Origin of the sequence: Proteus sp. TJ1640, assembly GCF_003144445.1 — a bacterium.
In the GTDB taxonomy this organism is placed as follows: domain Bacteria; phylum Pseudomonadota; class Gammaproteobacteria; order Enterobacterales; family Enterobacteriaceae; genus Proteus; species Proteus penneri.
The window spans coordinates 111675-124260 of sequence record NZ_PENY01000006.1; the positions used below are offsets into that span (position 1 = coordinate 111675).

Below are 12586 nucleotides of genomic sequence, written 5' to 3' on the forward strand. Positions count from 1 at the left end.
ATTGCGATAATTAGTATGTTTACTCACGTTATCAACAAAAGAGAGATACTATGCCAACACCACTTAATATTGTTAATAATAAAGCACTTAAATATCTTAAAAGTCACCCATCAACTGAAAACTATCATATAAAAACAATAGGACAATTTTTAACTTATTTAAAAGATTCTATTTTATCGTTATTTAATACAAATCATAAGTTTACATATTTGGGAAATAAGTCTATCCCTGAATTCAACTTAGAACATATTCAAAAAGACTTGGTGACGTTTTTACAAAATCCTTACCTTAATAATCAGACAAAGAAAGATAAAGAAGGGTTTCTAACATATCAGTTTCAATATTTACCAACACAAGCGGGTATTCTCCCTAATTTTTACAATACTTATCGTTCAGGTAGCCTTGAACCTAATGAATTAATTTCTCAACTGATTAACTATGGCAATAAATTAATAAACGAAGAATTAAAGAATAAACAACCATGGAGTAAGAGTTTTATAAAAAATATATTGGAGGATATCAGCACCCATTTACAAAATCAGACGGCTCCATCCACTATCGAATTGAGAAACAAGATATCCGCTATCATAAATGTATAGACAGTTAAATAATCTTGTTTTATCTAGTGATGAATACTTGAGCATCGCCTAGTTTTCAGGCATAACTGTATACTGTTTTGATGGAGTATAAAACAGGAGAAGGGCAATGCGCTGGCTGATGAAAAGTATGATATCTCTGATACTTATCGTTATTTTATTTATTATTATAATTTACGCTTTTATTCAGACTCAGTGGGGAGCGCAAAAGACAAGCGAATGGCTAACAGAATACACTGATTACGATATTCGCTTCTCAGGTATTGAACATGACCTTATGCAGCCCGAACAAGTTATTGTTTATGATCTCCTCGTTAATCCTAAACAAGATAAAGCCAGAGTATCGGCAAAATCAGCACAAATCCGATTTGATTGGCAATTTTTTACCACTCCTTCCCATCTGCAAAAAATTACATTAGAAAATGGCAATATTGAATTTACCAATAAGTCTCCATCAATACCGTTAAGTGCTGATATTCTGCAATTTAAAAATATGATTTTAAACAGCACCAATGCGGATTTTTCTTTCGAAGCAAACAAAGTGACGGGGGGAATTACACCTTGGGCACCTACATCGGAAGATTTTATTGGAGCAGGCCATTTTCAATTTTCTATTGCTGATGGAATGATAAATAATAATAAATTCAGTAATTTTATTATTTCTGGTCAATATCAGCCCAATAATATTCAAATAGAAAAACTAGGAACACGTTTACTTAATGGCTCACTCTCATTAAGTGGTCAGTATCAAGATAATCAATGGAAGTTTGATGAAGTTTATATGAATGGCTTACGCTGGCAATCTTCGCAAACTTTTAATGAATTAATTCAGTCTCTCTCTGAGTACCCACGCATTAGCATAAGAGCGCTTAATATTGTTGATTTTACGGCCGAAGGGAAACAGTGGGCAATGAGTGGTTTTGATGGGCAATTTTCTCAATTTAATTGGGATAACGCTCTTTCATTTACAACCGGCGAGCTCAATACAAATGACCTTGTTTTTCAAGATGAGCATTTCACTGATCTTATCGCAAAGCTCAACCAGCAGAACAATCAACTCAATCTAGATAACCTCAGTTTGCGCTATGAAAAAGGCTTAATTAAGCTTGCTGGTCATTGGAATAAAGACAATAAAACCATCACGATCCAAGATGCCACTCTATCAGGTCTTTTATATACGTTACCTGAAAATTGGCTCAATTTTTTAGCTAAACCGATAGATAGCAAGAGTAATATTCAAAATATCACTATCGAACAGTTATCTATCAACCAATCTATTTTGATTGATATCACGCCGGAATTTCCATTTCAATTCACCAACTTAACAGGAAAATTGCAAAATTTAATGGTTGCAAAAGAAGGTGAATGGGGATTATGGCAAGGTTCAGCCGTATTCAATGCAGATAGTGGAACATTAAATCGCATTGAATTACGTCGCCCTGATTTAAAAATTGTCACTCAGCAAGATAACGCTATTATTGAGCAATATTCAGCATTTATTGGTGACGGCATTGTTCGAGGTTCAGCCGGCTTAATCCAATCTAACCAACAACGCCAATTTTCACTTATTACTAATGGTTTAAATGTACCTTTATCAATACCTTATACATTAGGTTTAAAAACAACCTACTCTGATGAAATAGGTCAATTTACACTAAAATTGAAAGGTAATTTACGTGCAAGCCCAGTGATATCAACACTCAATGGCACATTGACTGGAAGTAAAGGTGAGCAACAAATACTCAATTCAGAAATACAAAATGGTGAAATAATTAATCACCTATAATATTGATCTTTCGCAGGAGCACGGATTGCTCCCTTAATAAAAAGCGTTACAATGCGCTATTGCCCTTTTCTTTATCGTGGAGTTTTCATGTCTGACGAAGATTTTTCCCCTGAAAAAATATCTTTAAACACGTTTCAACAATCTCCTTTAACTGCACTTGAAGATAACAGCACACTGCTTGTGTGTGATGACAACAAAACTCCGTTGTTCTATTGCCTCTCTAAAGAAGACTATGACGCCTTAATTGAACGAGTTATGGATGCCGAACTTGCCGCGATAGTGCTTGAACGTCGTCAAAATAAATTAGATGAGTTGAATTTAGACTAACTTTATTGATGCCTAAATAGAACAAACAAAAAACACCCTTTCAGGTGTTTTTTTGTTTTTATCGCATCTACAAAAATGAAATTAACGTTTTTTCTTTTTTCGACCCGGCTGAACAAAACGCTTACGAGAGTTATTTTCCGTTTCTTTGGTTTTTGTTTGAGGAATATGAATACCCAAAGCTTTTGCATTACTGCTGATTTGTTTCTTCGGCTTATTTTGCTTAGCTTTTGGTGGTGCTTCTGACGTTGATTTTTCAATCGCATCAAAGAGTTTGATCAGCTCATCATCCGTCAAGTCTCGCCATTCACCGACTGGTAATCCAGATAAGCTCACATTCATAATACGAACACGTTCAAGCTTAGTGACTTCATAACCAAAATATTCACACATACGACGAATTTGGCGATTTAACCCTTGAACTAAGGTTATGCGAAACACCATCGGCGCTTCTTTCTTGACCTTACATTTCTTGGTTTTTTGTCCCATGATAGGAACACCCGCACCCATTCCATGAATAAATTCATCAGTGATCGGTTTATTCACTGTCACAAGGTACTCTTTTTCGTGATCATTACCCGCACGTAGGATTTTATTGACTAAATCACCGTGGTTGGTCAAGAAAATCAATCCTTGTGAATCTTTGTCCAAACGTCCAATTGGGAAAATGCGGGTGCTGTGGTTAACATAGTCAACAATATTATCTTTTTCGCCATCATCTGTGGTACTGACAATACCCACGGGTTTATTCAGCGCAATCAGCACCAGCTCAGAATTATCCTGTGCTTCAATCAATCGACCATTGACTTTGACTTCATCGCCAGCAAATACTTGGTCGCCAATACTGGCGCGTTTGCCATTAATAAGGACAAGTCCTTGCTCAATATAACGGTCAGCCTCACGACGTGAGCAGATCCCGCTTTCACTGATATATTTATTAAGACGAGTAGATAAATTGGTGTCCATGCTTCCCTCCGTAAACTGCGAAATATACATCAATTGGATAGGGATAGAAACTCTATAACACTAGCATTCAAGAATAGATTTTTTATACTCTGTTTTTTTAATTAAAAACGCAGAAAATAGAAAAAGTAACCCAAAAGAAAATAATAATTTCCCTTTAAATGACTTTAAAGATAGCTAGCTGAATTAGCACTGCTTATTTTGTGAAGGTAAAACAATATAAGTACCACTAAAAACAGCACCAACACCTTCATCACCACAAATATCAACATCTAGCTTAATTCGTGCCTTACTCCCCTTCGCTAATCGCCCTAAATCTCCGCTTAAATTTTCCATATCAGCAACGGCAGCAGGACGCCCTGATACAGGTTTGCGATAACGAATATGCGCATCCACCAACACAATATCACCTTGCAACTTATGTTCTTGCATTAATAGCCAAATCAATCCCCAACCCGTTAATGTTGCGAGTGAAAATTGGCTGCCTGCAAAAATAGTGTGGTGAGGGTTTTGGTTCCCCGCTTCTGGAATAGTGGTGTAAAAACGTGTTCCCGTATATTGAGTAATACGTAACCCCATTTTTTCACTTAAAGGAATATGTTGATGCCACTGTTTTTGTAATTCAGCACACCAATCAGGCCGATGAAGAATATCATCTAAAGACTCAATACTTTTTTTCATAAAAAAGTGCTTAATGGGTGTTGTTTGCGGGCCTGTCACTAAACCACAATTTTCATAACCCAATTTTTCAAAGAAACTTACAGATTCTTCTCTCGCACTACACACTATTCGTTTTATACCCTCTTGGCGAGCCAATGACTCAAGTGCCATAGCAACGAGAGTACCTAAACCTTTACCTTGTGCATCCGTGTGCACCGCCATAAAGCGAATAGCACCCTCATTATCGGCATTGATATAGAGTCGTCCAATCGCAACAGGTTGTCCTGTTTCATCGACAACCATTTGGTGATGTGCAAAGGTGTCATAACCGTCTTTTTCAGAGCCTTCAGGTTGATGTAGAGGTTTACGAAGCATTTCCCAGCGAAAAGCATAATAGGCATCAAATTCGGCCTCTGTTTTTGGGGTTCGTAAATGGTACATATCTGAGCTCCTTTTAACATCACTGCTCGTTCGACGTTATACCTGCAACCAGAAGGTAACAGGGCCATCATTCGTCAGTGTAATTTGCATATCTGCGGCAAATTGGCCTGTTTGCGTTTCTAAGCCTTGTTGCTGACATTGTTCAATAAAGTAGTGATAGAGATTTTTCGCTAATTCTGGGGGGGCGCCATTCGAAAACCCAGGACGCATTCCTTTTTGTGTTTCCGCGGCAAGTGTAAATTGAGAGACAACTAATAAACTGCCACCAGCTTGTTGCACATTTAGGTTCATTTTGTCGTTTTCATCACTAAAGATGCGATAACCACATACTTTTTCACATAATCTTTTGGCTTTCTGTTCGTTGTCGTCTTTCTCTACACCTAATAAAACCAATAAACCTTGATTAATAGCACCGACTGTTTCACCAGCAATATCCACTTTTGCCTGTGTCACTCGTTGAATTAATGCGATCATACTCTCTCCAAAATAAATCAATAAAAAAGGATAACAAACTCAACCTATTGTTATCCTTACGATAGCATTATTCTTCTACTGGGAGAGAAAAATCATAATCTTTGAAGTAATCAATAATGGTATTTTTATCAACCACATGCACGGCTTTCATACCAACCGAAAGAGCAGCATCGACATTAGTTTGTAAATCATCAAAAAAAATGGCGTCTTGTGCTTCAACATTTTCAGATTCCAAAACATACTTAAACAGTTCAGGATCGGGTTTTCTCATACCAAGATCTTGCGATAAGTAGAGGAAATCAGCAGAAGCTGCGATTTCAGGATAATGCTCTGGCCAGTAATCATGATGCAAGCGATTCGTATTTGATAACACCACAACCCGATGTCCTTGCTCTCTTAATTTATTCATTATATCAATGACTTCAGGTCGTACTGCGATAAAAATAGCCTGCCATCCTTCAGCAAATTGCTCAAAACTTAAGTTCATGCCAAGTTCTGAGTTAATTTCTTCAGCAAATTCGATATCTGTAATATTACCGCGCTCATGTAATTTAAAAACTTCGCCGGCTGTGAAGTTCTTTTTTATACTTGCTAATGGAACACCACTAAGCTTACTCCATACTGCGAATACTCGGTTAAAATCGATATCAATAATCACATTACCCATATCAAAGATATAAAGCATAAATCCTCTCCATAATAGAAAACTCGTTTTACTTTAATCATAAATCGCGTTACTGAACAGGCTTAAACGCTAAAAAAGTACAATAATCACACTTAATTTTTTGTAAAACATAAAACCAGAAGAGGGAGAGATAAAAAAAGAGATGAGAAGCATCATTATCTAGAATGGAATTATGAGGTGATGATAAAACATGATAAAAGGTGGGAGAAGAAAGGATTGAGAGAAAACTTATGCGGCAGAGATTATTTTCCACCGCATTCGTCTTTTATAGCAATATATACTCTTGATGAGTATAAACTCAGGGCGCTAAACGCGCCCTAAGAATTATGTTATCAAAATAACGAATTAGTCTTTGCTACGGTAAGCACGACGACGATCGTTTTCTGACAGATAACGCTTACGCAGACGAATAGACTGCGGAGTAACTTCAACTAACTCATCGTCATCAATAAATTCTAGTGCTTGTTCTAATGTTTGTTTCAGGTGTGGAGTCAGCGTTGTCGCCTCATCGGTACCAGAAGCACGCATGTTAGTCAGCTTTTTACCCGTTAAACAGTTTACTGTTAAGTCATTAGAGCGAGTATGAATACCAATTACTTGGCCTTCATAAACTTCTGCACCATGAGTAACGAATAATTTACCACGGTCTTGTAAGCTATACAGTGCGTAAGCAACGGCTTTACCTTGGCCATTAGAGATCATAACACCATTATTACGGCGACCAATTTCACCTGGACGAACATCATCATAGTGACTGAATGTTGCATACAGTAAACCAGTACCTGATGTCATGGTCATAAATTCAGTACGGAAACCAATCAGACCACGGCTAGGGATAATGTAGTCTAAACGTACACGTCCTTTACCATCTGGTTGCATATCACGCATTTCGCCTTTACGCTCACCCATCGCTTGCATCACATCACCTTGGTGCTGTTCTTCAATGTCGATAGTCACTTGTTCAAAAGGCTCTTGTTTACGACCGTCAATATCACGGAAGATAACTTTAGGGCGAGATACACCTAATTCGTAACCTTCACGACGCATATTTTCAATCAGAACTGACAGGTGAAGCTCACCACGACCTGATACACGGAATGCATCTGGATCTTCTGTTTCTTCTACACGTAATGCAACGTTATGGACTAACTCTTTTTTCAGACGATCTAAAATCTGACGAGAAGTCACAAACTTACCTTCACGGCCACAGAAAGGTGAAGTATTAACACAGAAATACATGCTAACAGTTGGTTCATCAACGGCTAATGCAGGTAGCGCTTCAACAGCACCCACTTCACAAATCGTATCAGAGATATTCAGTTCACCTAAACCAGTGATTGCAATGATATCGCCAGCTTCAGCAACATCAACTTCGATACGCTCTAAACCTAAATGGCCTAAAACTTTACCGACTTTACCATTACGGGTATTACCTTCGCTATCGATAATAGTCACTTGCTGGTTAGGTTTAACCTTACCACGCTTGATACGACCGATACCGATAACACCTAGGTAGTTGTTGTAGTCCAACTGAGAAATTTGCATCTGGAATGTACCTTCCAGATCAACTTTTGGTGGCTCTACATATTTGACAATAGCTTCATATAACGGAGTCATATCTTCAGCCATGTCATTATAATCTGTTCCCGCAATACCGTTTAATGCAGATGCATAGATAATTGGGAAATCAAGTTGTTCGTCAGTTGCACCTAAGTTTACGAACAGGTCAAATACCTGATCAACAACCCAGTCTGGACGCGCACCAGGGCGGTCAACTTTATTGATAACAACAATTGGTTTTAAGTTGTTAGCAAACGCTTTTTGTGTCACAAAACGAGTTTGTGGCATTGGGCCATCCATCGCGTCAACCAGCAATAGAACGCTGTCTACCATAGACATAACGCGTTCTACCTCACCACCGAAGTCGGCGTGTCCTGGGGTATCTACGATGTTAATACGATAGTCATTCCATTTAATCGCTGTATTTTTCGCAAGAATAGTAATTCCGCGCTCTCTTTCGAGATCATTTGAGTCCATCACGCGCTCAGCAACGGTTTCACGTTCACCGAACGTACCAGATTGCTGTAGTAATTTATCGACGATAGTTGTTTTACCATGGTCAACGTGGGCGATGATGGCGATATTACGCAAGTTTTCGATCACAAAATTTGCCTCAGGCATTGTAGAAATAAGCGCAGTATTGTACACGCTTTAGACGAGAGACTAAACAAGATCACAATAATGATTGCTTAACAATATGCAATTAATTGAATTGTGATCCTTTTCACGCCTCAGAATTTAGTAGTATCCGTTCCATTGCACCAAAACAGTGCAACTAATTAGGCTTAATTTGCACCAAGTTTGTGCAATAATTAAAAAATCACAGGAGATATTCTACACTAAACTTCATCAATACAGTATATATCCCTTTTTAGATAAGTTGGCATGCTTTTCGCAATAGAATTTAGGTGAGCAAAAAATTCACCGAAAAATGTGTAAGGCCACTGCACTCAATAAAACCATTCGCCAGGAGAGTTCCTATGTCCCTTGAACATGTGTTATCCATGATTGAAGAACATAAAGTTAGATATATTGACTTACGTTTCACTGATACCCGCGGTAAAGAACAACATCTTACTATTCCGGCTCATCAGGTTAACGATGATTTCTTTGAAGAAGGAAAAATGTTCGATGGTTCCTCTATTGGTGGCTGGAAAGGCATTAACGAATCAGACATGGTACTGATGCCTGATGCAACAACCGCAATGCTCGACCCATTTTTCCAAGATCCAACCCTGATTATTCGTTGTGACGTTTTAGAACCGGGCACAATGAAAGGTTATGACCGCGATCCTCGTTCTATTTCAAAACGTGCTGAAGACTATTTAAAATCAAGTGGTATTGCAGACACAGTACTGTTTGGGCCAGAACCCGAATTCTTTCTATTTGATGACATTCGTTTCAAAAACGATATTTCGGGTGCTTCTTACGCTATCAACGATATTGAAGCGGCTTGGAACACCAATACCAAATATGAAGATGGCAACAAAGGTCACCGCCCTATGGTGAAAGGGGGTTATTTCCCACTGCCACCTGTTGATTCATCACAAGATATTCGTTCTACCATGTGTAACATTATGGAAGAAATGGGCTTAGTGGTTGAAGCACATCACCATGAAGTAGCAACTGCAGGTCAAAACGAAGTAGCAACTCGCTTCAATACCATGACCAAAAAAGCAGATGAAACCCAAATTTATAAATACGTGGTACAAAACGTGGCTCACGTATTTGGTAAAACAGCGACCTTTATGCCAAAACCTCTCGTGGGTGATAACGGTTCAGGTATGCACTGTCATATGTCACTGTCTAAAAACGGTGTAAACCTGTTCGCAGGCGACAAATACGGCGGATTATCTGAAATGGCGCTGTATTACATCGGCGGTATTATCAAACATGCTCGTGCATTAAATGCATTTACTAACCCAACCACTAACTCTTACAAACGTTTAGTCCCTGGTTTTGAAGCACCTGTAATGCTGGCTTACTCTGCGCGTAACCGTTCAGCGTCAATTCGTATTCCAGTGGTTGCCAGCATGAAAGCACGCCGAATTGAAGTACGTTTCCCTGATCCTTTAGCAAACCCTTATCTCGCGTTTGCAGCTCAATTAATGGCCGGTCTTGATGGAATTATCAATAAAATTCATCCTGGTGATGCTATGGATAAAAACCTCTATGACTTACCGCCAGAAGAAGCAAAAGAGATCCCAACTGTCGCAGGCTCATTAGAAGAAGCATTAAATGCATTAAATGCAGATCGTGAATTCTTAACCCGCGGTGGTGTATTTACTGATGATGCTATTGATGCTTATTTAGAGTTATTACGTGCGGATGTTCAACGTGTACGTATGGCGCCACATCCTCTTGAATTTGAAATGTATTACAGCGCTTAAGATAAGTTTTACTGATAAAAACTTAAGCCAAGATGTAAAACTGTTTTTTTTGCCGTGAAGCTATTTTGCCCATCTTCGGATGGGCACTTTTCTCCCACTTAAGGAGTCCATCTATTCACTTACGCATTGGTTCATTAATGCAATAAAGGTAAGATGCACTAAAATGGTGCAAAGAGGTATTCAATAATATGGAAACGGCGGACTTACCTGACAATACATTAATTTTAGACTCATTGATTCACTCAGTATTGGTTATCAACAAAGAGTTTATTATTTGCTACGCAAATCATTCTGCGTTACAGGTTTTAGCACAAAGCCGTCGAAAATTATTTGAAACGCCTTTCACTGCCCTTTTCAGCTATTACTCCTTTGATGCTGATTTAATGCGTGAAACATTAGCAAATGGACAAAGCTTTACCGACAATGAAGTGATATTGGTTGTAAATAACCAATCACACACAATGTCGCTCAGTGCCCAACCTATTTCCGAGCAACATATTTTGCTGGAACTGGCGCCTATGGATAGTCAACGCCGGTTAAGCCAAGAGCAGATACAACAAGCCCAGCAAATGGCTGCTAGGGAATTGGTTAGGGGGCTGGCACATGAAATTAAAAATCCGTTGGGAGGATTACGAGGTGCGGCTCAATTGCTAGCAAAATCCTTACCTGATCCTGCTTTAACGGAATATACGCAAGTCATTATTGAACAAGCTGATCGCCTACGTGTGCTGGTGGACAGATTACTCGGCCCCCAACATCCAGGTACAAAAACACATCAGAGTATTCACCATGTCGTTGAGCGCGTTGCTCAACTTATTTCTCTCGAATGCCCTGAAAATGTTACCTTGCTAAAAGATTACGATCCCAGCTTACCTGAGTTATCACATTACCCCGATCAAATAGAACAAGTACTCCTAAATATTACTCGTAACGCCTTACAAGCTGTTGAAAAAACAGGAGGGACGATTATTTTACGTACTCGTACAGCGTTTCAAGTCACGCTTCATGGGGAGCGCTACAAACTGGTTGCGCGTATTGATGTCATTGATACGGGTGATGGCATTCCTCCTCATCTACAAGATACACTTTTTTACCCCATGGTGAGTGGTAGAGAAGGAGGTAATGGGTTGGGATTATCAATTGCGCGTAATTTAGTCGATCAACATGCAGGTAAAATCGAATTTACCAGTTGGCCCGGAAATACTGAGTTTTCTATTTATTTACCAATTAAGTAGGAGATAACCAATGCAAAAAGGAAATGTATGGGTTGTTGATGATGACAGCTCAATTCGCTGGGTACTTGAACGTGCCATTTCTCGTGAAGGTATATCTTGTAAAACCTTTGAACATGCGAATGATGTGCTTAATGCACTCAATACAGAAATACCTGATGTGTTGTTATCAGACATTCGTATGCCTGATATTGATGGTTTATCTCTTCTTAAAATCATTAAAGAAAACTACCCTACTTTACCCGTGATAATTATGACTGCGCATTCTGATCTGGATGCTGCAGTAAATGCTTATCAACAAGGGGCTTTTGATTACTTACCAAAGCCATTTGATATCGACGAAACATTAGCATTAATTGACCGCGCTATTACGCATTATCGCGAGCAAAAACAACCGAATACCGATGAAACCTCACTGCAATCAGTTACCGATATGATTGGTGAAGCGCCTGCAATGCAAGAGGTTTATCGTATTATTGGTCGACTTTCTCGTTCCTCAATCAGTGTACTTATTAATGGAGAATCGGGTACGGGAAAAGAGCTAGTCGCACATGCATTGCATCGCCACAGCCCAAGAGCTTCCTCTCCTTTTATTGCTCTCAATATGGCAGCTATTCCTAAAGATTTAATTGAATCAGAGCTTTTTGGTCATGAAAAAGGGGCATTTACAGGCGCTTCTCAAGTACGCCAAGGGCGATTTGAACAAGCCAATGGCGGTTCTCTTTTTCTTGATGAAATTGGTGATATGCCTCTCGACATTCAGACACGGTTACTGCGAGTGCTTGCTGAAGGGCAATTTTATCGAGTCGGCGGTTATGCTCCAGTTAAAGTTGATGTGCGCATTATTGCCGCTACACATCAAGACTTAGAAAAGCGCGTTCAAGCCGGTGATTTTCGTGAAGATCTCTATCATCGACTTAATGTAATACGTATTCAATTACCACCATTACGTGATAGAACGGAAGATATTCCCAGCTTAGCGCGCTATTTTCTGCAAAAAACAGCAAAAGAATTGGGCGTCGAAGCCAAAGTATTGCATCAACAAAGTTTGCAAATCATGATGGAATACAACTGGTCAGGCAACGTTAGACAATTAGAGAATGTGTGTCGCTGGTTAACGGTAATGACGGCAAGCCAAGAGATTATGCCTCAAGATTTACCACAAGAAATTCGCCAACCTGATGAGAGAGCCAAAAATATCAATCGAATTGCTTCTTCTCAACATTGGTCACAACATCTTTCATTATGGGCAGATGAAGCATTAGGGGAAGGAAAAGAAAACATCTTAACAGATGCTCTACCTCAATTTGAACGCACACTATTACTCAGTGCCTTGGCATATACACAAGGGCATAAACAAGATGCCGCACGACTATTAGGTTGGGGCAGAAATACACTAACCCGTAAATTAAAAGAGTTGGGGATAGAGGAATATTAATCCTCTATACTCGTCATCCTTCAAGTTGCAAGGGTGT

General features: G+C 39.0%; 11 protein-coding genes. 6 read left to right on the plus strand and 5 right to left on the minus strand.

Annotation, left to right across the window (positions count from 1 at the left end):
- Positions 1-50: 50 nt before the first annotated feature.
- The 3 genes from DK861_RS02080 (at position 51) to DK861_RS02090 (ending at position 2709) form a co-directional block, all read left to right on the plus strand.
- Positions 51-599 (plus strand): hypothetical protein, encoded by a 549-nt coding sequence (locus tag DK861_RS02080; RefSeq protein WP_109399111.1) that lies wholly within the window; start codon positions 51-53, stop codon positions 597-599.
- A 106-nt stretch (positions 600-705) separates the two neighbouring features.
- Complete coding sequence (locus tag DK861_RS02085; RefSeq protein ID WP_109399112.1) at positions 706-2382, plus strand: AsmA family protein; 1677 nt, start codon at positions 706-708, stop codon at positions 2380-2382.
- 87 nt (positions 2383-2469) lie between these two features.
- The gene (locus DK861_RS02090; protein ID WP_072068827.1) at positions 2470-2709 is read left to right on the plus strand and encodes a hypothetical protein; all 240 of its coding nucleotides are present in this window, start codon (positions 2470-2472) and stop codon (positions 2707-2709) included.
- Between the two features lie 81 nt (positions 2710-2790).
- On the opposite strand, the gene rluF is transcribed toward DK861_RS02090, so the two are convergent.
- The 5 genes from rluF to typA all read right to left on the minus strand — a co-directional run bounded on the left by rluF (position 2791) and on the right by typA (position 8110).
- On the minus strand, positions 2791-3672 hold the full coding sequence (gene rluF / locus DK861_RS02095) for a 23S rRNA pseudouridine(2604) synthase RluF (RefSeq protein WP_109399113.1): 882 nt from the start codon (positions 3670-3672) through the stop codon (positions 2791-2793).
- 183 nt (positions 3673-3855) lie between these two features.
- Positions 3856-4770 (minus strand): fatty acid biosynthesis protein FabY, encoded by a 915-nt coding sequence (gene fabY / locus DK861_RS02100; protein ID WP_072064853.1) that lies wholly within the window; start codon positions 4768-4770, stop codon positions 3856-3858.
- A gap of 36 nt (positions 4771-4806) precedes the next feature.
- Positions 4807-5244, minus strand: a complete 438-nt coding sequence (gene dtd / locus DK861_RS02105) for a D-aminoacyl-tRNA deacylase (RefSeq protein WP_072064855.1) — start codon at positions 5242-5244, stop codon at positions 4807-4809.
- A 67-nt stretch (positions 5245-5311) separates the two neighbouring features.
- Entirely contained in the window at positions 5312-5929 is a 618-nt protein-coding gene (yihX, locus tag DK861_RS02110; protein WP_109399114.1) for a glucose-1-phosphatase, read from the minus strand.
- 345 nt (positions 5930-6274) lie between these two features.
- Entirely contained in the window at positions 6275-8110 is a 1836-nt protein-coding gene (typA, locus tag DK861_RS02115; protein WP_006534586.1) for a ribosome-dependent GTPase TypA, read from the minus strand.
- 359 nt (positions 8111-8469) lie between these two features.
- Here typA and glnA point away from each other — a divergent pair, with 359 nt between their 5' ends.
- The 3 genes from glnA to glnG all read left to right on the plus strand — a co-directional run bounded on the left by glnA (position 8470) and on the right by glnG (position 12549).
- Positions 8470-9879 (plus strand): glutamate--ammonia ligase, encoded by a 1410-nt coding sequence (gene glnA, locus DK861_RS02120; RefSeq protein WP_072064860.1) that lies wholly within the window; start codon positions 8470-8472, stop codon positions 9877-9879.
- 188 nt (positions 9880-10067) lie between these two features.
- Entirely contained in the window at positions 10068-11114 is a 1047-nt protein-coding gene (gene glnL, locus DK861_RS02125; RefSeq protein ID WP_072064861.1) for a nitrogen regulation protein NR(II), read from the plus strand.
- A 10-nt stretch (positions 11115-11124) separates the two neighbouring features.
- Positions 11125-12549: a nitrogen regulation protein NR(I) gene (gene glnG / locus DK861_RS02130; RefSeq protein ID WP_006534580.1), complete on the plus strand. Its 1425-nt coding sequence runs from the start codon at positions 11125-11127 to the stop codon at positions 12547-12549.
- Positions 12550-12586: the final 37 nt, after the last annotated feature.